This window comes from Kitasatospora sp. GP30, from assembly GCF_029892145.1.
Classification (GTDB): domain Bacteria; phylum Actinomycetota; class Actinomycetes; order Streptomycetales; family Streptomycetaceae; genus Kitasatospora; species Kitasatospora acidiphila.
This window is the reverse complement of the sequence record NZ_JARZAH010000017.1, coordinates 130,227-152,341: the sequence shown is the minus strand read 5'-3', so window position 1 is coordinate 152,341 and position 22,115 is coordinate 130,227. Positions and strand designations below refer to the sequence as shown.

Here is a 22,115-nt window from a genome sequence, read left to right as displayed (position 1 = left end):
CGCCTCCCGGAACACCGGCTCCGACCCGTACAACTCCCCACCCATACCCACCCACTGCGCACCCTGCCCCGGAAACACAAACACCGACCGACCCAGCGGGCGGGCGATCCCGGTGACCAGACCCGGCGCCGTGCCGCCCTCAGCCAGGGCGTCCAGGGCCGCGGCGGTACCCACCACCACGGCCCGGTGCTCGAACACGGTGCGGGCAGCCAGAGCGCCCCCGACCGCCGCCGGGCTCACCTCGGGCTGCACGGCGGTGAAGGCGCGCAACCGGCGCGCCTGCTCCCGCAACGCCACCTCGGACCTGGCCGACAGCGGCCAGAGGACCTGGTCGTCCGCGCGGCCCCGGGGATAAGGTGCGGCGGAGTCGGCCTCGGCGGGACGTTCGAGGATGCTCTGCTCGATGATGACGTGGGCGTTGGTGCCGCTGATGCCGAAGGCGGAGACGGCGGCCCGCCGTGGCCGCCCGGTCCCGGGCCAGGCGACCGGTTCGGTGAGCAGGCGGACCGCGCCGGAGGCCCAGTCGACGTGCGGGGTGGGCGCGTCCACGTGGAGGGTCCGCGGCAGTTCACCGTGCCGCATCGCCATGACCATCTTGATCAGGCCGGCCGCGCCGGCCGCCGCCTGGGTGTGGCCGATGTTCGACTTCACCGACCCCAGCCACAACGGCTCATCCCGCCCCTGACCGTAGGTCGCCAGGAGTGCCTGAGCCTCGATCGGATCGCCGAGCGTGGTGCCGGTGCCGTGGGCTTCCACCGCGTCCACCTCGGACGGCTCCAACCCGGCATTGGCGAGGGCCTGACGGATCACCCGCTCCTGGGAGGGGCCGTTGGGCGCGGTCAGGCCGTTGGAGGCGCCGTCCTGGTTGGTGGCAGAGCCTCGGACGACCGCCAGCACCTCGTGGCCGTTGCGGCGGGCGTCGGACAGGCGTTCCAGCAGCAGCAGGCCGGCGCCCTCGGCCCAGCCCGCCCCGTCGGCCGCGGCGGCGAAGGACTTGCTGCGGCCGTCGGGCGCGCTCGCCCCCTGCCGGGACATCTCGGTGAACAGCGTGGGTGCCGCGTTGACGGTGACGCCGCCGACCAGGGCCAAGGAGCATTCTCCCGAGCGCAGCGCCTGAGCGGCCAGGTGCAGGGCCACCAGGGACGACGAGCAGCCGGTGTCCAGGGACAGCGCCGGGCCGAGCAGGCCCAGCTGGTACGCCAGCCGGCCGGACCCCACGCTCGACGCGGTGCCGGTGACCTGGTAGCCCTCCAGGTCGTCGGGGACCGGCCCGGCGGCGTAGCCGGTGGACCACATGCCGGTGAACACGCCGGTGGGTGTGCCCTCCAGCGTGGTCGGGTCGATACCGGCGTACTCGATGGTCTCCCACGCGGTCTCCAGCAGGATGCGCTGCTGCGGGTCCATGGCAAGCGCCTCGCGGGGCGATATCCCGAAGAACGCCGCGTCGAAGTCGCCGGCGGCGTCGAGGAAGCCGCCCTGGGACGTGCTCGACGTGCGGGGGCGGCTTCCCGTCGGGTCGTACAGGCGGTCGATGTCCCATCCTCGGTCGGCCGGGAAGTCGCCGACCGCGTCCACGCCGTCCGCGACCAGCCGCCACAGGTCCTCGGGGGTGCCGACGCCTCCGGGGTAGCGGCAGCCCATGCCGATGATCGCGATCGGCTCGTCCGTCGCGGCCGGGGCCGGGGCCTGCGGCGCGTCCTGCTCGCCGGACAGGTGGGCGGCAAGCCGTGCCGGGGTGGGGTGGTCGAAGACGAGGGTGGCGGGCAGCTTCACCCCGAGCGCGGCGGTCAGGCGGTTGCGCAGTTCCACCGCGGTCAGTGAGTCGAAGCCCAGGTCCTTGAACGCCTGCCGGGGGTCGAGCCGCTCGGGGGTGGCGTGTCCCAGCACCCCGGCGACGTGGGTGGTGATCAACTCCAGCAGGTCGGTGTCGCCGGCGGGGGGCGCGGGTCGGGGGGCCTGCGGCCGGCTGTGGGCCTCGGGCAGGTCCCGCAGCAGCCGGCTCGGCCGCGCGTGGGTGTAGGCGCGGGCGAACTGTGCCCAGTCGGCCTCGGTGACGACCGCGAGGGCCTCGTCGTGGTCGAGGACGTCCTGCAGCGCGTCGAGTGCCCGGCCCGGGTCCAGTTCGCCGAGGCCGAGCAGGATGCGCTGGCGCTGCACGGGCTCCAGGGCAGCCATGCCGCCTTCGGCCCAGATGCCCCACGCGACGGAGGTCGTGGCGCGGCCCTGGGCGCGGTGCTGTGCGGCCAGGGCGTCGAGGAAGGCGTTGCCGGCGGCGTAGGCCGCGCCGTGGCCGTCGCCCCACACGCCCGCGGTGGAAGAGAACAGGACGAAGGCGTCAAGGTCCGGCAGGAGTTCCGCCAGGTTCGCCGCCCCGGCGACCTTGGCCATGATGACCTCGGCGAACTCCGCCGGTGTCGTGTCGGCCAGCCTGGTCGCCCTGATCACGCCGGCGGTGTGGAAGATTGCGCGGATGTCGCCGACGCGCTCGACGAGGTCCCGCAGGGCGTCCCGGTCGGCCACGTCGCACGCCGCCACAGTCACCCGCGCCCCGGCCGCCTCCAGTTCGTCGCGCAGGCCGGCCGCGCCGGGTGCGTCGGGGCCGCGGCGGGAGGCCAGCACGATGTGCTCCGCGCCCTGCCGCGCGAGGCGGCGGGCCACATGTCCGCCGAGCGCGCCGGTGCCGCCGGTGACCAGCACCGTGCCCCGCGGCCGCCAGGGCCGCGCGCCCGGGCCCGGGCCCGATGAGGCCTTGCGGCGCAGCCGCTTGGCGAAGCGCCGGGTGCCGCGGATCGCCACCTGGTCCTCGCCCGTGCCGGCGAGCACGACGAGCAGCGCGTTCACGCTCTCCTCGTCGGGCACGGCGGGAAGGTCGACCAGGCCGCCCCAGCCGTGCGGGAACTCCAGCGCCGCGGACGCGCCGGTGCCCCACGCCAGGGCCTGGGCCGGGCTGGTGACCGGGTCGGTGCCCGAGGTGCTCACGGCGCCGCTGGTCGCGCACCACAGCGGGACGGCCGCCGTCCTCACCGGGTCCAGGCTGCGCACGGGATCCAGGATGCGGACCAGATCCAGGGTGCGGACCAGGCCCGCCGGGAGCACCGGGTGGTCGGGGTGCGGCTCCTCGTCCAGCGCCAGCAGCGACAGCACACCGTCCGGCCCGGGCCGGGCGTCCCCGTCCCAGGTGTCGGCCACGTCCCAGGTGTCGGCCACCGCGAAGCCCCGTTCGCGCAGGGCCTCGGCCCACGGGTGCCCGGTCGTGGCCAGGACGAGCCAGCGATCCGGGTCCACCGGGGCCGCGGTACCGCTGATCGGCGCCCATGCCACCTCGTACCGCCAGTCGTCACGGGGCACCGGCGGGGTCGCGGTCACCCAGTAGGGCTCGCGCTGGAAGGCGTACGTGGGCAGGTCCGCCCTGGGTGTGGTGCGGGGCAGGACCGGAATCCAGTCGACATCGGCTCCGGCGGCGTAGAGGCGTCCCGCCGCGGCGAGGAACTCGGTGAGGCCGCCGTGATCGCGGCGCAGTGTTCCGGTGGCGGCGACATCCAGCGCGGGCACCAGCACCGGGTGCGGGCTGACCTCCAGGAACAGGTCGTGGCCGTCGGCGGTGAGCCGGGCGGTGGCCAGGTCGAACCGAACGGGTTCGCGGAGGTTGCGGTACCAGTAGCCGGCGTCGAGGGCGGAGGTGTCGACCGGCTCGCCGGTGACCGTGGAGTAGAACGGCGTCGCCGCCGAGTGGGGCGTGATGTCGGCCAGTTCGGTGAGCAGTTGCTCGCGGATCGCCTCGACCTGCGCGGAGTGGGCGGCGTAGTTGACGGGCAGTCGGCGGGCGCGGATGCCGTCGGCCTCGCAGGCGGCCAGCAGTTCGTCCAACGCGTCGAGGCCACCGGATACCACGACCGCCGCGGGTCCGTTCACCACGGCGGTGGTCAGCCGCTCGCCCCAACGGGCCAGGTAGCCGGCAGCCTGTTCGACGGACAGCGCGAGGGACACCATGCCGCCCCGGTCGGCGATGACGGCCAGTGCCCTGGACCGTAACGCCACGACCTTGGCGGCGTCCCGCAGCGACAGCGCGCCGGCGACGTACGCGGCGGCGATCTCCGCCTGGGAGTGGCCGACCACGGCGTCCGGCTGCACGCCGTAGGACCGCCACAGGTCGGCCAGCGCCACCATGACGGCGAACAGGGCCGGCTGCACCACGTCGACGCGGTCCAGCGAGCCGTGGCGCAGTTCGTCGACCAGCGACCAGTCGGTGTACGGGGCCAGGGCGGCGGCGCAGGCGTCGATGCCGGCGCGGAAGACCTCGGACTGCTCATACAGGTCACGGCCCATGCCCGCCCACTGCGCCCCCTGTCCGGGGAAGACGAACACGGTCCCGCCGGTACGGGCCGGCAGGCCCGGCAGTCCCGGCGGGAGCGCGGCCAGGCTGGACATCAGGTCGTCCCGGTCGGCGCCGACCACCGCGGCCCGGTGCTCGAAGCGGGTGCGGGCGGCCAGTGCGCGGCTGATCGCGGCGGCCGGGACGTCGGGGTGGGCGGTCGCGTACGCGTGCAGCCGCTCGGCCTGGGCGCGCAGCGCGGCGTCGGTCTTCGCGGACAGCAGCCAGACGCTGAAAACGGCCCGGCCGGCGGGTTCGGGAAGGTGGCCAGGGTCCGGGTCAAAGGACTGCTCGATGATCAGGTGGGCGTTGGTGCCGCTGATGCCGAAGGCCGAGATGCCGGCGCGGCGCAGGTGCTCGTGCTCCGGCCACGGCCGGGCCTCGGTGAGCAGCCGGACGCCGCCGGAGGCCCAGTCGACGTGCGGGGAGGGGGCGTCTATGTGCAGGGTTCGCGGCAGTTCGCCGTGCCGCATCGCCATGACCATCTTGATCAGGCCCGCGACGCCGGCGGCGGCCTGGGTGTGGCCGATGTTGGACTTCACCGACCCCAGCCACAACGGCTCCACCCGGTCCTGACCGTAGGCGGCCAGCAGGGCGTGGGCCTCGATGGGGTCGCCGAGGGTGGTGCCGGTGCCGTGGGCCTCCACCGCGTCCACCTCGGACGGCTCCAACCCGGCGTTCGCCAACGCCTGACGGATCACCCGCTCCTGCGACGGACCATTCGGCGCGGTCAACCCATTGGACGCCCCGTCCTGATTCACCGCCGAACCCCGCACCACCGCCAGCACCCGGTGGCCGTTGCGCCGGGCGTCCGACAGACGTTCCAGCAGCACCAAGCCGGCTCCCTCGGCCCAGCTGGTGCCGTCGGCCGCGGCGGCGAAGGGCTTGCTGCGGCCGTCCGCCGCGAGGCCGTGCTGGCGGGAGAACTCGGTGAAGCCCAGCGGTGTCGCCATGATCGTGACACCGCCGGCGAGCGCCAGCGAGCACTCGCCCGCGCGCAGGGCCTGGGCGGCCAGGTGCACGGCGACCAGGGACGACGAGCAGGCGGTGTCCACGGACAGCGCCGGACCGCGCAGCCCGAGGTGGTAGGCGACCCGGCCGGATGTGACGCTGGTCGCGACGCCGGTGAACAGGTAACCCTCCAGGTCCTCTGGCAGGCCCGGCCCGGTCGCGTAGCCGGACGACCAGACGCCGGTGAACACGCCGGTGTGGCTGCCGCGCAGCGAGGCCGGGTCGATCCCGGCGTGCTCGAACGTCTCCCAGGCCGTCTCCAGCACGAGCCGCTGCTGCGGGTCCATGGCGAGCGCCTCGCGGGGCGAGATGCCGAAGAACGGAGCGTCGAAGCCGGCCACCGCCTCCAAGAACCCGCCCCGGGTGATGTACGTGGTGCCCGCGCCGCGCAGTTCCGGGTCGTACAGGCCGCCCAGGTCCCAGCCGCGGTCGTCCGGGAAGTCGCCGATCGCGTCCACGCCCTCCGCGACGAGCCGCCACAGGTCGTCCGGCGAGGCCACCCCGCCGGGGAAGCGGCAGCCCATCCCCACGATGACGACCGGGTCGTCGTGGGCGGCCGGGGCGGCGGGGGCCGGCCGGTCGCCGGGGCCGGTGCGCAGCCAGTCGATCAGCTCTGCGGGCGTCGGGTGGTCGAAGACGAGACCGGAGGGGAGTTGCCGATCCAGGGCGCCGGCCAAGCGGTTGCGCAGTTCGAGCCCGGTGACCGAGTCGAAGCCGAGGTCCTTGAAGGTGAGCGCGGGATCAATGTCCGCGGGGTTCTCGTAGCCCAGCACGAGCGCGATCTGCGCGGTGACCACGGCGGCCGCGTCGACCGTGTTGCCCGACTCGGGGTCGCCCACGTCCGTGCCGCCCGCCCCGGTGTCGCAGGTCTCCGGGCCGCTGTCCGGCCGACCGGGCGCGGCGGTCTGCGCTGCGTGCGTCCCCGGGCCGGCCGGGGTCCGTCCGCTCTGCCCGGCTGTCGCTTCGGGCAGCCAGTACGAACGACGTTGGAAGGCGTACGTGGGCAGGTCGATCGGCACGGCCTCGGCGACGGCCGGGGACCAGTCGACCGGCACGCCGGCCACGAACAGCCGGGACAGCGCAGTCAGGAAGACGTCCGGCCCGCCCCGGTCACGGCCCAGCGTGCCGGTGACGATGCCGGGCACGCCGGTCCGCTCGCGGGCCTGTTCCAGGATCTGTTCGAGGGCGGGCAGCAGCACCGGGTGCGGGCTGACCTCGACCACGACGTCGTGCCCGTCCGCCAGCATCGCGGCGGTGGCCAGGTCGAAGCGGACCGGCTCGCGCAAGTTGCGGTACCAGTAGCCGGCGTCGAGCTCCGTGGTGTCGTCAAGGAGGCCGCCGGTGACCGCGGAGTAGTACGGGATGGTGCCCTGCCGCGGCCGCACACCGTCCAGTTCGGTGTGCAGCCGCTCGCGGATCGCCTCGACGTGCGCGGAATGGGAGGCGTAGTCCACCGGGACGACGCGTGCGCGGACACCGTCCGCCGCGCAGGACTCGACCAGTTCGGACAGGGCCTGCGTGTCGCCGGACACCACGACCGAGCCGGTGGCGTTGACCACGGCGACCGTCAGCGCGCCGCCCCAGCGCGACACGTAGTCCTCGGCCCGCTCGACGGACAGGGCCACGGACACCATGCCGCCCCGGCCGGTCAGCGCCACCAGCGCGCGGCTGCGCAGTGCCACGATCCGGGCCGCGTCGGACAGCGACAGCGCGCCCGCGACGTATGCCGCGGCGATCTCGCCCTGCGAGTGCCCGACCACCGCGTCGGGCTCGACACCGAAGGAGCGCCACAGTGCCGCCAGGGACACCATCACCGCGAACAGGGCGGGCTGCAGGATGTCCACGCGGTCGAGCGGGGCGCCGTCCAGGACATCGGCCAGGGACCAGTCGGTGTACGGGGCCAGGGCCTGGGCGCACTCGTCCATGGCGGCCCGGAAGGCGGGGTACGCGGCGTACAGCTCCCGGCCCATGCCGACCCACTGCGCGCCCTGGCCGGGGAACACGAAGACGGTACGGCCCGGGGTGCTGGCCCGGCCGGCGGCGATCTGGGCGGAGTCGAGCAGGACCGCGCGGTGCGCGAAGCGGGTTCTGGTGGTGGCCAGCGCGTGCGCGACCTCGGCGCCGGTCAGGTCCGGGTGGCTGCGCACGTGTTCGCGCAGGCGCTCGATCTGCGCTCGTAGCGCCTGCTTGGTCCGCGCCGTGACGATCCACGGCGCCGGCCGGGCCTCAGGGACGGGCCGCCGGGCCGGCGGCGCGGCCGCATCGGGCGCCTGCTCGACGATCACGTGCGCGTTGGTGCCGCCCATGCCGAACGACGACACACCGGCGAGCAGGGGCGTGTCCGGCCGCGGCCAGGGGGTCAGAGCGGTCTGGACCCGCAGCGCCAGTGCGTCGAGAGGGATGCCGGGGTTGGGGGTTTCGTAGTTCAGGCTCGGCGGCAGTGCGCGGTGGTAGACGCTGAGGACAGCCTTGAGCAGACCGACGATGCCCGCGGCGCCTTCCAGGTGACCGACGTTCGTCTTGGCGGATCCGACCCGCAGGGCGCTGTCGGCGTCGCCGGACTCGGCCGGGTCGCGGTAGGCCGCCACGAGGGCGGCGGCCTCGATGGGGTCGCCGACAGCGGTGCCGGTGCCGTGCAGCTCCACGTACTGCACATCCGCGGGACGCACGCCGGCGCGGGCCAGTGCCTCGCGGATGACCTGTTCCTGGGCCTGCGCGCTGGGCACGGTCAGGCTCTGTGTGGCGCCGTCGTTGTTGACCGCGCTGCCCCGGATGACACCGTATACGCGGTCCCCGTCGGCCAGGGCCCGGTCCAGCGGTTTCAGGACGAGGAAGGCACCGCCCTCGCCGCGGACGAAGCCGTTGGCCCGGGCGTCGAAGGTGAAGCAGCGGTCGTCCGGGGACAAGCCGCCGAACTCCGCCGCTCCCTCCTCGCGGGCGGCGGTCAGGTTGAGGTTCACTCCGCCGGCCAGGGCGAGCGCCGACTCGCCGCGGCGCAGGCTCTCGACCGCCAGATGCACCGCGACCAGCGCCGACGACTGGGCTGTGTCGACCGTCATGCTCGGTCCGCGCACACCGAGGAAGTGCGAGACGCGGTTGGCGATGACGCCCCGGTTGGTGCCGGTCAGCGTGTGCGGCGTGATGTGACTGGGGTAGGCCAGGGACGTGTAGTCCTCCCACATCGAGCCGACGAACACCCCCGTCGGGCCGCCCGTCAGCGTGCTCGGCACGATCCGGGCGTCCTCCAGGGCCTCCCAGGCGAGTTCGAGCATGAGCCGCTGCTGCGGGTCCATGCCGGCGGCCTCACGGGGGGACACACCGAAGAACGCCGCGTCGAAGCCGTCCACCCGGTCCAGGTAGCCGCCGTGCCGTACGCCCTGCCGGCCCACGGGCGGCGCGGTGATCGCGTCGGCCCCGTCGCACAGCAGTCGCCAGAACGCCTCCGGATCCGGGGCTTTCGGCAACCTGCCCGCCATTCCGATGACAGCGACACGATCAGCGTCCGAATCCAAGGGGAAGCGCATCACATCGACACCTCGTGAGCCGGGGAATGAAGGAAGGCGGGGTGTTTCCGTAGCAGTCCCGATGGTGCGGCTCCGGCCGCGCAAGCGGCCGGATCATCGAGCGCGCGGGCAGCCCGGCGACCCGGTCGTATCCGAACCCGGACTCGACCGCGCTTCGGGCGCCTGGATCAGTGGAGCGGTCCTCGAAAGCGACAGCGTTGGCGACGCTCTTTGAGGAAGATGCACTGGTGAGCTGAGCGCAGGGGCCGAGGCGATGATCGTCCCGCTGCGCACACGAGCATCGCAGCAACATCACGCCATCGCCATAGGCCAGGCGAAGGCCGTCTCAAACGAAGCACACAACGTCATATGCCTGCATGACAAAGGCACGTGGCGAGATCCGTCCCGTACCCCGTGAAACGCGTCGTTTCTTAACCGACGGCCCGTCGCAGTGCCCGCCGGCGGATCTGCTGGCGAATCTGCCGGTGCGGTCACGGAAGTTCGCCCATGCCCTGCACCGCCACGACCGGGCCGGGTTCATGGGCACCGTCGACGCCGCCGGTGACAACACCCTAGAATCCCGTTCGCACTCGCGCAGAAGAACGTCCTCGACCGTCATCCGGCCACCCGGGAAAACCTCCGCACGGCGATCACTACCCGAATTGAGCGAACCGACCACCGGCGCCACCGACAGCTCCGGCTGAACCGTTTGACCCCCATCGACTTCGAGACGATCGCGAAGCGCCACCGCCCCCGGCGGCACAAAACCCAGCTGTCACCGATCCGTGCACCGGTCCCGGCCGTTCGCGCCCGGCACCCGGTGCCCGGGCCTGGTGACATCCAGTCAGGAGGCAGCGATGCAAGCCACGTTTCCCTTCACCACACCACACCACCTCGACAACGAGCCCGAAGCCGAGGCTCTGCTCGCGCAGGCTCCGGTCGTCCTCGCGACGATGGGTACGGCAGACGTCTGGCTCGCCCTTTCCTACAAGGCGGTGCGCCAGGTCCTGAGCGACAGCCGGTTCAGCCGGGAGGCGGCCACACTTCCGGGCGGCCCGCTGAAACTGTCCGTCGCCGCCGACCCGTTACTGGTCTCCAGCCTGGACGGCGAGCGCCACGCCCGCCTGCGCAAGCTGATGTCGCAGGCGTTCAGCCCACGCATGGTCGATCAGCTCGAGCCACGCGTGCAGTCCATCGCGGACTCCTTGCTCGACTCCCTCGATCCAACCGCGGATCTTGTGGCAGGTCTCTGCGCTCCACTGCCGTTGATGGTCATCTGCGAGTTGCTCGGCGTGCCCTACTCCGAGGCGGAGGCCATCCGTGGGTGGACCAGGCGGCTGTTCGTCACGGACATCACTTCGGACGAACTGCGGGCCGCACAGAGCGAGATGCAGGACTGGCTCGCCGATCTGGTGCGTCAGAAGCGGGCGCAGCCGGACAACGGGTTGATCTCGGCGATGGTCGCCGCCAACGACGAGGGCGACCACCTCACCGAACCCGAACTGCTGGCCAACCTCGAGGGCCTGCTGATCGCCGGCCACGAGACGACTGTCAACCAGCTGGGCAACTCGTTGCTGACCCTGCTGCGCCACCCGGACCAACTCGCGCTGCTGCGGTCGTCACCTGGACTGATCGGACCGGCGGTCGACGAACTACTGCGCTACAGCAGGCTTTTCACCTCGACCGAGGTCCGGGTCACGACCGAGCCCGTCGATCTGGAGGGCGTCAAACTGGGGGCGGGCGAACCGGTGTTGCCGGTCATCGTCGCGGCCAACCGCGACCCCGGCGTGTACCCGGATCCCGGCCGCTTCGACATCACGCGCGAAGGACCGGCAGCGCACCTCGCCTTCGGGCACGGGCCGCACTTCTGCCTCGGCGCGATACTGGCCCGCCGGGAGATGCGGGTGGCGATCGGGTCCGTGGTGAAACGGTATCCGGGACTGCGCCTCGCCGTTGACGAGTCCGAGCTCACCTACGTGCCGGAACTGGTCTTCCGCGGCCTGCAGGCGTTGCCGGTCACTTGGTGACGAGGTCGTGCAGCCATCCCGCGGACGCGAGGCCGCCCCACCGCCCACTCGCCGATCAGCGCTGATCTGAGAGCAACCCGCAGGGCACGGGCCGACTTGGCCACCGGATCGAAGACGTTGCCCGCCAGGGAGCAATGCCCGCACGCACGGAGGTTGCTCCTGTACTTGGCCTACGGCGGTCGGCCCGGCGCTCGGGGGTTGCTCCATCGGGGTGCTCCTCCACTACGAAGAAGCTAGGGTCACGTCGCGTGCCTGCTCGGTGTGTCCGGATCGTTCCAGCGGTCTTCCGCCATCGGCCGCGCTACGCGGCGATCAGCCTCGACGAGTCGTCACCCGCATGTGCCGAGCTGGCGATGACCGCGCAGGACGGCACGGCGATCACGGTGCACATGGCCCGGGCAATGCAGTAGCGGCTGACCGCGCCGTGCACCAGTCGCTGCAGCGGGCCCCGGCGGCCGGCACCGACCACGAGCACGTCGCCCGGGTGGTCGGCGATCCGGACGAGGGCGGGGCCGGCCTCGCCGCGGATCACCACAGGGGCGATCCGCAGATCTGCCGGGTAGCCGCCGAGGGCGTCTGCGAACGCGTCATCCAGACGGGTCCGGGCTGCCTGCTCCCAGAGCGCCGCCAGCGAGGGACAGGGGTGGGCCCGCTCCCCACCGACCGGGGTCCAGGCAATCACCGGGACGAGGACGACACCGCGTTTGGTCGCCTCCTCCACGGCGCGCCGCAGGACCGCCGCGTTCCGCTTCGATCCGCTGACTCCGACGACGACCCGGCTGGTCTCGGCCATGGTGCTGCACTTCCTCGATCTTCAGGCCCCACAGGAGGGGCCTTCGCTTTCCAGACGCAATACGAGCTGGACCTTTGAAACAGTTCGACTCGTGGTCTCCTGCCCCGTTGATCCATAGAAGCTTGGCTGAGCTGGCCCTTCCCGCTTCTTGACGCATCCGAGACGCGCCGACGCCGCTTCCTGATGCGTCCCTGACGGCAGCCGGAGCGGATCGGGCCTTGGCGGCAACACGCGACCCTCCGACGCCGGGGGGAGAAAGGAAGACGGAGAGCACTCTGACGGGTTCTTGGCAGTTCGGGCAGGCGGTGCCGGGTGATGCCGACCAGGTGACACCGGACCGGGCGGCCGGACCGGGTCCCGCATACGGATAGCGTGAGGGATCGGGCTTCATCCCTCCTCGGACGTTCCCGAGGTGACACTGATCCGGTAGGCGATGCGGATCGCGGACCGCCGGGCCGGCGTCCTCAACCGTCCACGCCGCCGGGCTGGTTGGTCGGCAGCGCCACGGCGGTGACCAGGAGGCCGGACCGGGCCAGCCAGCGCCCGGGCAGAAGCGCGGGCAATCCGCCTTGGGCCCGGCGGACCACCGACGGCAACCGGGCGGTGAAGGTGCCCGCGGCCGGGTTGATCGCGATCTCCACGTCGGGGAAGTCGAGTTCGATCCGGGCCTGCGGGAAGACCGCCTTGAACGCCGCTTCCTTGGCGCTGAACAGCAGCCGGTCCCAGGCCACTTGGGCGCCGCCCGACCACTCCAGGTCGACCAGGTGGGTCCGCTCGGCGGGCACCGCGATGGTCCGCACCACAGCTGCCGAGAGCGGGCGGTCGGGCTCGGCATCGATGCCGAGCACTCGGACATCGGTGGTCCGCGCAACGGCGCAAGCCCGATAGTCGGCGCAGTGCGTGATGCTGCCGGTCACGCCGTCCGGCCACTGCGGCACGCCGCGCGGGTCAGCCGGGACGGCGAGCGGCGGCAGGCCCAGACGGGTGAGCGCTCGTCGCGCGGCGGCGCGCGCGGTGCCGAACTCGCTGCGCCGGTGCGGGAGCGCGTTGCCCAGCGCCCGTTCCTCCGCGGGGAGGAGCCGGACCTCGGGGATGTCGCCGAAGAACTCCGCGGCCGCGGTGCCGGGAGGCAGGATCTCGCCTAGCACGGGGCTGTTCCTCCTCGCTGCGGTGGGTCGGTCAGCGCTCGGAAGCGGCGCCGCTGACGAACTCGGCGATGCGCTCGGCCAGTCGGCGCTGGTGGTCGACGATGAAGAAATGCCCGCCGGAGAGCACCTCCAGCTCGAAACGGCCGGTGGTGTGGCGGTCCCAGGCTTTCGCCTCGTCGAGGCTGGTGCGAGGGTCCTGGTCGCCGGTCAGGGCCAGGATCGGGCAGTTGACGGTGCGCTCGGCCGGGCAGATGTAGCGCTCGACGGCGGTGTAGTCACTGCGCAGAGCCGGCAGGATCATCTGCAGGATCTCATCGTCGCCAAGCAACTCCGTGTGCGTGCCGCTGAGCCGGCGCAGCTCCGTGACGATGCCCTGGTTGTCGCGCTGGTGGACGTTCTCCTCGCGGTGGGTGGCCGGCGCGCGCCGCCCGGAGGCGATGACGGCCAGCGGAGCGTGCCCGGAGGCCTCCAGCCGACAGGCGACCTCGAAGGCCAGGATCGCGCCCATGCTGTGGCCGTAGAGCGCGGTCGGACGGTCCGCCTCCGCGAGCAGCACCTCGTGGATCCGGTCGGCGTATTCGCCGATGTCCTCGATCGATTTCTCGGATCGGCGGTCCTGGCGCCCCGGGTACTGAACCGTCAGCACGTCGAGTTCCGGCGCGAGCGCGGCCGCCAGCGGCCGGAAGAAACTCGCCGAACCACCCGCATGCGGCAGCACGACCAGGCGATGGGAATCCCGGCCCGGCGGATGGAATCGGCGCAGCCACAGTTCACTGTCCACTGTGATGTCAACCATGGACATACCCTCACCTTGCTCTGGCGGATGATGCGGATTGGCGGATGGTTCGGCGTGCTTCCGGGATCCCGTGCTTCCGGGATTCAGCGGGCATTTCCCGGCCGGCGGGCCCCGACCGTCGGGGATGCTGGCGACGGTAGCCACAGCCGGGAATTCCGGTCAACGAACGGTGGCGCGACCGCGCGGAGACTGGCGTGGCGCCAGAATCCGCCGGACGGTGGCGGCCGAACTCGCTTGGCAGCCGTTCCGGCAGATGATCGTCCAGTTCACGAGCTCGCCCGACGGATCGTCAAGTCGGCCTAGGCACATCGTTAAGAATGCGCGAGGGAAGGGCTCGGTGGCCCTCCAAGGGGTGCGGCCCGGCGTAGCCTGCGTTGTCGGACGGAGACGGCTGCGCCCGGCGCCGCCTCAGCCCCGCGGCACGCCGACCTGCGCCGCACCCTGGCTCCTGCGCTCTCAGGCTCACGGAAGGGACCCCACCGCCATGGACCGCCACGTGGTGGCACCCGCGCAGCTCCACCTCCCGGCTGGACGGTCGGCCGAACTGGCCAGGCTGGCCAGATCCCTCGATGCGGTCCGCGCCGGCGGGTCGGCAGCGGTCCTGCTGCGCGGCGTTCCCGGCTCGGGCCGCACCACCGTGCTCGACGCGTTCGCCGCGCTGGCCACCGCGCGGGGCGCCACCGTGCTGCGCGCCACGGGCGGTGCGCACAGCGGTCCGTTCGCGCTACTGCGGGAGCTTTTCGCCGGCTGCGGGCCGGAGACGCACCCGGCCGCGGACGTGCCCACCGGGCCGGAGTGCCAGCTCTTCTACCGCGAACTGCTTCGGTCGATAAGGCAGTTGTCCGCCAACGGCCCGTTGGTCATCGCGGTGGACGACGCCCAGCGGGCGGACGCGGAGTCGATCCGCTGGATCGAGTTCCTGCTGCGTCGAACCCGCCAGGCGCCGCCGTACGTCATTCTCGGCGTGAGCGTGACACTCGGGTTCGACCGCGTCGCCGATGGCACCGGCGAAGGCGCCCTCGCCGACCTCCTGGCCCAGGGCTACTGGGACCGGCTCGACCTCGGGCCGCTGGACAGCGGCGCCGTGAGGGAGCTCGTGGCGCGAACGCTGGGCGAGGAATCTGACGAAACGTATCTGCGCCACTGTCTGCGGCTCACAATGGGCCGTCCGGAGCTGCTCACCCGCACGTTGCGCCGTCTCGGTCCCGGTCGGGCGGACCGAGACGGCGACCTACGCCGGCTCGCCGCCGCGGCCGGGGCCGCCGCCACCCAGCTCGCCCTCAGTGAACTGGCCGCCCAGCCGGCACCGGTTCAGAGCACCGCCAGGGCACTCGCCCTGCTTGGTGGCCAGGACCGCGACCTGCTGGCCGCGTTGACCGAGCTGACCCTCCCTCAGGTCGACGCCGCTCTGGCGGCACTGGCCGGGCTTGGGCTGCTCACCGACGACCACACCGCGTTCGCACTCGACGGCTTCCGCGAGGCCGCCCTGCGGGCGCCGGGCGGCCTCGCCGAGTTGCCCGGCTGGCGGAACCGGGCCGCTCGCCTGCTCGGTGAGGCCGGGGCCGGCGCCACCGAGATCGCCGCCCTGGCAGAGCCGTCGCCCCGCGACGGCAATGCCGCCGATTCCGTTGGCGATCCCAGTGCCGATGCCGAACCGGTCCACGGCGACGAGGAGTCGGCACTCACAACTGAACGGAAGCCTCGGCTCAACGCCGCCCCGCTGCCGTCCGGCCCCGCCCGCAGCGGCCCGGATGAGCCGCCGAGCATCAGGGGCGACGCCACCGGCAGCGCACCTGCGCCCGAGGAGTCCGCCCCATACCTCGGGATCGCTCCGCAGCTCCGTCCCTCCGGTCCCCGGGCCCGGCAGCACCCGGACGGCCCGCCTCTCAACGGACCGGACCGCCGGTCCCCCGACTCGCCGCGCTCCGGCCGACGGTCCGGCGGGCCGCACCCCGAGCGAATGCGCCGACCGCGAGTCCCGGGCAACCGCCGGCGACCAGCGGGAAGCTCGACGGACAATCGGCGGCCGGCCGACCGGCCCAGCGACGGAGGCAGACGCATCACGCCACCCCGGGGCAGTCAGCCGTCCCGCATCGGCCGCCCGGCGCGGCCCGGCTGACGCAGCGCGCAACACACAGCACACAGCGCCTGGGTCCGCCGCTCACCGGGCCGACCACGAACCGGCCGCCCGTGCCGCACCAGCTGTGGCGGCACGACCGCGTAGCAGAGATCAGGGCGAGGTAGACCCAGTCATGGCGCACGGCGAGCACACGCTCGACCCGTTCGGGCGAGACCCGTTCGGTCGGTCGGACACCGGTCGCGGCACGGACCGGCGAACCGCCCGCCCGACGGGCGACACGGCGAGCACGCCCCGCGCGCAGGGCACCGACTCCGGTCGAGCGGCCCTGGCGGCCGGCCCGACCCCCAGGTCGGCGCTGCTGGTCGAGCGCGAGGCCGAATGTGCCGTGCTCGCAACGATGTTGGCGGAGCTCGGCGAAGGCCTGGCGGGCCGGATCCGGATCACCGGCCACCCGGGGGCGGGGTGCAGCGCACTGCTGCGCCACGCTGGGCAGCTCGCCGAACAGGCGGGCTTCCCGGTCCTCAGGGCGTATGCGGCACCTGCTGAGACGAACCTGCCGTACGGCGTGCTCCGCCAGTGGTTCCCGCCCGTCGAGCCGATCGGCGCGCGGCTCTGGTCCGGGGTCGAGGCCGGTGGCAACGGTGGGCTCCTGGCCCGGCTGCGCCAGGAGCTGCGGGCCGCCACCCGGCGAGCGCCGCTCGTACTGCTGCTCGACGACGCGCAGTGGTGCGACCCGGCCGGCCGACGGTTGCTCACCGCGTTGACCCGCCTGCCCCTGCCCGGGCGGCTGCTGGTGGTCGCCGCGGACAACGGCCTGCCCGCCGAGCTCCCCGTCTGGGAGAACGCGGCCGCCTGGCCGGCCGCCCAGGGTGCGGTCGCCCACGCGCACGTGCTCCCGCTACGCCCGCTCTCCACCGATGGTGTGGCGGCCATGGTGGCCGAGCACTGCGGCGAGCCGGCGGCTGCGACGGTCGTCGCGGCCCTCGTCTCAGCGACGGCGGGCAGCCCGGCGCTGCTGGCCGAGGCGCTGCGGCGGGCGACTGCGCTGGGGATGCGGCCGACCGCAGACCAGGCGTCCCGGTTCGCGGCGCTGGCCGCCGACGCGCTCGGCGACCGGACGGCCCGGCTGCTCGACACGGTGCCGCCGGAGCTGGCCGCCCTGCTGCAGGCGGTCGCGGTCTGCGACGGGCAGCTCGAGTTCGACCTGGTCTGCCGGCTGGCAGGCCCGCTGCCGATGGCCGCCGCACAGGCCCGGGAGCTGCTAGCGGCCACGGGCCTGACCACCCGTCGCGAACCGCCCCGGCCCATCGGCGCGGCCGCCGGACACCTGCTCGCGGCACTGCCCGCCGCGGCGCGCAGCGACCTGCACGCCCGCGCCGCCGAACTAGGGCACCGAGTGGCGGCACCGCCGGACGCGGTGGCCCGCCTGCTGCTCGGTGCGCCACCGGTCGGGGCGCCGTGGGCGGTCACCGCGCTCACCGACCGCGCCGCGCACAGCCGGGCGGTCGACCGGTCCGAGGAGGCTGTGCGCCTCCTGAGCCGAGCGCTGCGCGAACCGATGGGCCGGCGCCGACGCGCGGAACTGCTGGTCGAGCTCGGCCTGACCGAAGCGAGGACCACGCCGGGCGCCGGTGACCGGCGGCTCGGTCAGGTGCTGCACACCGGCGGCGCCGACCTCGCACCGCTGCGGCTGGTCGCGGCGGACCTGCTGGTGGTGCGCGGGGCGGCGGAACTCGGCGGCGCGGCCGTCCTCGCTGCCGCGAACCCGACGACCGCGACCGAGCGTGCGGGGTTCGACGCACTACGGCAGCTCGCCGCAGGGCTGCCGGGCGACGCGGGCGGCCGGCACTGGGATCCGACGGGGCAGGGATGTCCGGGCGATCCGGCGCGGTCCGGCGCCGCCGCCTGGTTGACCGCGCTCGACGGCCGGGACCTCACCCGGGCCAGGAGCCTGGCCCATGCCGCGCTGGCCGAACCCGCGGGCGGCACGACCCTGTTGGCGCCCAGGATCGCCGCCTGCCAGGCCCTGCTGCTCACCGGCGATCCGGCCGCCGCGCGCGACGGGCTGGACGCCGTACTCCTCGACGCCCGGCGCCGGGAGGCAGCCGCAGGGGTCGGCCGAGCCCTGCTGACCCGGGCCGAACTGGAGCTGCGGTTGGGCCGGTTGGACGAGGCGGCCCGCTGGCTCGGGCAGGCGCTGCGGGAGGTGCCACTGGAGCACTGGCATCCCGCCCTCGCCCCGGCACCCTTGGCGCTGGACATCCTGCTCAACCACTGGCGCGGACAGCACGCGCGGGCCGAGAGGGCCGCTGCGGTCCGGCTGCCGGCCGGTGCGGAGCAGGGCGTCTCCTGGGCATTTCTGCTGTTCGCCCGGGGGGTGCTGTGCGCGGCGCGCGACGCCCCGGCGGAGAGCATTGAGTGCTTCCGCGAGTGCGGACGGCGGCTGCTGGCCCGGCGCTGGACCAACCCTGCGCTGCTGCCATGGCGTTCGCTGGCCGCCGACGCACTGGGACGGCTCGGCCGGCGCGCTGCGGCCGCCCGACTGGCGCTGGAGGAACAGGAGTTGGCGGAACGTTGGGGCGTATGGCCGGCGCGCTGCTGGAGCGTCCGGCAGTCCGGTTCCCGGACGATTGGTGAGGAGAACTGAGCACGATGCTGATCGAACGGGAGACCGAACTGGGACTCCTGGCCGCCCTGTTGCACCGGGCTCGGGCCGGGGCCGGCTCCTGCGCAGTGGTTCGCGGCCCGCTGGGGATCGGCCGGTCAGCGCTCGCGACGGCGGTGGCCGCACTGGCCGGGCCGCTCGGCATGCGCGCGCTACGCGCGAGCGCGGCGCCCGCGGAGCAGGACTTCGCGTTCGGCGTGGTCCGGCAACTGCTGGAACCCGCCGCCGAGGAACTGGACCCGGCCGGCACCGAGCCGGACCCGCTGCCGTTCGACGAACCGTCGCCCGGCGACCGGGCCGGGGTCCTGGACGGCATCCTGGGCCTCACCCGGCGGCTGGCCGCCGAGCAGCCGCTGGTCCTGGTGGTGGACGACGTGCAGTACGCCGATGACGCCTCCCTCGACTGGCTGGGCTACCTGGCGCGGCGGCTGCCGGTGACCTCGGCCGTGCTGGTCCTGACGGTCCGTGAGGGCGATCGGGCCGGCGAGCGCGCGCCGGTGCGCGGGCTGCTGGCCGCCGCCGAACACGAACTGCTGCCGCGTGCGCTGTCCGCCGGTGGCGTCAAGGCTGTGCTGGGTGGGCGCTTCGGCGGCGCGGTCGCGCCCCGCTTCGCCTCAGCGTGCCACGAGGTGTCGGGCGGCAACCCCCTGGTGCTGACCACGCTGCTGGACGCCGCGCTCGCCAACGGCCTCCGGCCGGACGAGGACGCCGTGGCCCACCTCGCCGCGCTGCCGCTGCCGCTGCTGCGCCACCGGGTGGCCACCTGCCTGCGGCACCAGCCCGAACCGGTGCGCGCGGTCGCACGGGCGCTGGCGGTGCTGGACGGCCAGGCGCGACCAGACCGGGTGGCCCGGCTGGCCGGGATCGATCCGATCGGCTGCGCTCAGGGGCTCGCCGCTCTCCACCGGGTGGGCCTGCTGGGCGACCGTGACCGCCCCCGGCCGGTCCACCCGGCGGTCCGCGAAGCACTGGCCGACCTGGTTACCCTGGCCGAGCAGGAGCTCATGCACCAGCGCGCCGCGCAACTGCTGCAATCCGACGGCGCCGACCCGCAGGAGGTCGCCGCGCACCTGCTCGCCGTCACCTCCCCGCAAGGCGACTGGGCGACCGAGGTGCTGCGGGAGGCCGCCGACGGCGCGCTGGTCGCGGGGGCCCCGGCGCGGGCCGCACGCTATCTGCGCCGAGCGCTCCTGGAGTGTCCGGCGGACGGCCCGGCGCGCGGTGCCCTGCTCGTCGATCTCGCGCTGGCGGAGCGCGGCAGCGACCCGACGGCCACGGCCCGCCACCTGGCACAGGCCTCACCGCAACTCGACTCGGCGGCCGAACGTGCCACCGCCCTGACCGGGCTGACCGCGACGACGCTGGGTCCGGCGCTGCTCGCCGAGGGGCCCCGCGAAGTTCTGGAGCTGCTGCGGCGCATGGCCACCGTGCCGCTGCCCGGCGGGCCAGGTGGCTCGCTCGCGCTGCGCGTCGAGGCGCTGCTGCGCTACGGCGACAGCGGCACACCGCACGGCCTGGCCGAGGCCGTCGCCCGGCTGGACGGGCTGCGTTCGGTGGAGACCGCGGCCGAACGGGCGCTGCTCTGTGCGCTGCTGCACGCCGCCACACTCGGTGCCGCCCGTCCGGCGGCGGAGCTCACGGCGCCGGCAGCCCTGGTGCTGGACCGGGAACCGGCCCTGCCTGGGCACGTGCACTCGCTGGTGCCGCTGGCCGTGCTCACCCTTGTGGCGGCCGACGCGGCGGCCGGCGTCGCGCCGTGGTTGGAGACCGCCCGGCAGCACGCCGAGCGCCGGGCGGCGCCTGCCGAGAGTGCGCTGATCGAAGCCGAACGGGCGCTGGTACTGCTCTCGCTGGGGCAGGTCGCGGCCGCCGAGGCGGCTGCCCGCAGTGCCCTCGCACCGCTGGGCCGAGCCGGCGATCCCGCCCCGGCGGCGGTGATCGCGCTGGTCGCGGTAGCCGCGGAGCGCCGCGATGCCGCGCTGCTGCGGCTCCTCCGGCCAGCCCTGGGCGAGGCGGCCGGCGTCGGCTCGGGGCCGGGCGCGGCGCTGCGGTTCGCGCTCGCTCTGGGCACCGCCGAGGCCGGCGAACCGGCGGTGGCGCTGGAACAGTTCCTGGGCTGCGGGGAGGAGTTGGAGCGGACCGGCTGGCGCAACCCGGTGCTCTTCCCGTGGCGGCCGTGGGCAGCGATGCTGCGCCTGCGCGTCGGCGACCACGCGGGGGCGCTGGAGCTCGCGGAGGAGGACCTTGAGCGGGCCGTTCAATGGGGTGCGGCCTGCGGGATCGGGCGGGCGCTGCGGCTGCGCGCGGGGCTGGCCGAGGGAGCCGAGAGCATCGCACTGCTCCGCGAGTCGGTCGCCGTGCTGGAGACCTCGACGAACCGGTGGGAGCTGGCCAAGTCGCTGCTGCGGCTCGGCGGCCGGCTGGGCCGTTCCGACGCCCCGCAGGCGCGGGAGTTGCTGCGGCGCGGCCGGCAGTTGGCGGCGGAGTGCGGGGCCCGCCGGCCCGCCGAGCAGTTCGGCCCGGCCCTGCGGTCCACAGTCGCGCCGGCCGCAGGGCTGACTCCTGCCGAGCAACGGGTGGTGCGGCTGGTGACGCGCGGCCGGACCAACCCGCAGATAGCGGCCGAACTCGGCGTCACCACACGCGCCATCGAAAAACATTTGACGCATTCTTATCGGAAACTCGGTGTTTCGGGCCGGGCGGACTTGCGGGAACGCATGGCAACGCTTCAAAGCGGCCCCCCGACCGTACCGAACCAATCGTCCTGACGGGCCATCACCGAACCATCGCGGCACGGAATTCCATGTCGCAGACGACACAGATCTCCGCGTTGACGATTGCTGCCACCGGTCCATAGGCTCAGGCCGCGAATTCGGCTTTGATCCCCAGGCTGGCTCGCCGAACCGGGGCTTTCCCCTGGTTCACCAGGTATTCGATTTCCGACGGCCCGTCCGGCCGCTCGGGGAGGATGGTCATCCATGCCCCAGAAAACCGCTGCCCGAATCTCCGGCACCACCCTCGACCGGAACGTCCCAACCCCGCACGAAAACCAGAGCGGTATCTTCAGATCGCTTTTCGAGCAGTCCGGCCTCTGTATGGCAAGCCTGGACCGGGACTTCCGGGTCAGCGAGGCGAATTCAGGCTTCTACTCCCTGTTCGGCCGCAGCGCCGTGGACACCTGCGGGCGCGGCTTCGAGGACTTCCTGCACCCGGGGATCCAGAGCCGGGTGCGCCGGCAGTTCGACGGGCTGGCCGACGGCCACCGGTCCCGCTTCGTCAGCCACATCGCCGGGATGCGCCGCAACGAGGCGGTGTTCCCGGCCGAGCTGACCGTCATCGCGGTGCACGGCGCGGACGGCCGGATCGAGTCGGCGGTCGCGCTGGTGAATCCCGAGAAGGAGGACGGCGACGACCAGGTGCTGCCCGGCCAGACCAGGGTGCTCACCGTCCTGGACGCCCGGATCCTGGAGGGCGTCGCCTCCGGCGTCTCCACCGTCGACATGGCCACCAAGCTGTACCTGAGCCGGCAGGGTGTGGAGTACCACGTCAGCTCGATGCTGCGCCGACTCAAGGCGCCCAACCGGGCTGCCCTGGTCTCCCGGGCGTACTCCATGGGCCTGCTCAGCGTGGGCAGTTGGCCCCCGAAGGTGTTGCCGGACTGCGTCCGCTGAACTGCTGGGCGGGCCGCTTCCCCTGGCGGCCCGCGCGGGCGGGCCGGAC

The 22,115-nt window shown here is 73.6% G+C and carries 9 protein-coding genes and 1 pseudogene; 6 read left to right on the top strand and 4 right to left on the bottom strand.

Translation table 11 applies throughout. From position 1 onward, the window contains the following. Positions 1-8,907, bottom strand: an 8,907-nt coding sequence (locus tag P3T35_RS23185; protein WP_280707542.1) for a type I polyketide synthase, incomplete at its 3' end; no start/stop codon positions are given. A 467-nt stretch (positions 8,908-9,374) separates the two neighbouring features. On the opposite strand from P3T35_RS23185, the pseudogene P3T35_RS23180 reads away from it, so the two are divergent. Both P3T35_RS23180 and P3T35_RS23175 read left to right on the top strand, forming a co-directional pair. Further along, positions 9,375-9,622: pseudogene (locus tag P3T35_RS23180) on the top strand (IS3 family transposase); the annotation flags it as partial. Positions 9,623-9,743: 121 nt separating this feature from the next. After that, on the top strand, positions 9,744-10,913 hold the full coding sequence (locus P3T35_RS23175) for a cytochrome P450 (protein WP_101378586.1): 1,170 nt from the start codon (positions 9,744-9,746) through the stop codon (positions 10,911-10,913). A gap of 301 nt (positions 10,914-11,214) precedes the next feature. Here P3T35_RS23175 and P3T35_RS23170 read toward each other — a convergent pair whose 3' ends face one another. The 3 genes from P3T35_RS23170 to P3T35_RS23160 form a co-directional block, all read right to left on the bottom strand. Then, on the bottom strand, positions 11,215-11,706 hold the full coding sequence (locus P3T35_RS23170) for a universal stress protein (protein WP_101378587.1): 492 nt from the start codon (positions 11,704-11,706) through the stop codon (positions 11,215-11,217). Positions 11,707-12,170: 464 nt separating this feature from the next. After that, the gene (locus P3T35_RS23165; protein ID WP_101378588.1) at positions 12,171-12,854 is read right to left on the bottom strand and encodes a 4'-phosphopantetheinyl transferase superfamily protein; all 684 of its coding nucleotides are present in this window, start codon (positions 12,852-12,854) and stop codon (positions 12,171-12,173) included. A 31-nt stretch (positions 12,855-12,885) separates the two neighbouring features. Then, positions 12,886-13,650, bottom strand: a complete 765-nt coding sequence (locus tag P3T35_RS23160) for an alpha/beta fold hydrolase (RefSeq protein ID WP_101378589.1) — start codon at positions 13,648-13,650, stop codon at positions 12,886-12,888. A gap of 484 nt (positions 13,651-14,134) precedes the next feature. On the opposite strand from P3T35_RS23160, the gene P3T35_RS23155 reads away from it, so the two are divergent. The 4 genes from P3T35_RS23155 to P3T35_RS23140 all read left to right on the top strand — a co-directional run bounded on the left by P3T35_RS23155 (position 14,135) and on the right by P3T35_RS23140 (position 22,066). Next, entirely contained in the window at positions 14,135-15,769 is a 1,635-nt protein-coding gene (locus P3T35_RS23155) for an AAA family ATPase (protein WP_101378590.1), read from the top strand. A gap of 133 nt (positions 15,770-15,902) precedes the next feature. After that, positions 15,903-18,377 (top strand): AAA family ATPase, encoded by a 2,475-nt coding sequence (locus tag P3T35_RS23150; protein ID WP_180356275.1) that lies wholly within the window; start codon positions 15,903-15,905, stop codon positions 18,375-18,377. A 5-nt stretch (positions 18,378-18,382) separates the two neighbouring features. Then, positions 18,383-21,163, top strand: coding sequence for a helix-turn-helix transcriptional regulator (locus P3T35_RS23145; RefSeq protein WP_101378592.1), 2,781 nt, complete (start codon positions 18,383-18,385; stop codon positions 21,161-21,163). Between the two features lie 210 nt (positions 21,164-21,373). Then, entirely contained in the window at positions 21,374-22,066 is a 693-nt protein-coding gene (locus tag P3T35_RS23140) for a PAS and helix-turn-helix domain-containing protein (RefSeq protein ID WP_101378593.1), read from the top strand. Positions 22,067-22,115 lie beyond the last annotated feature (49 nt).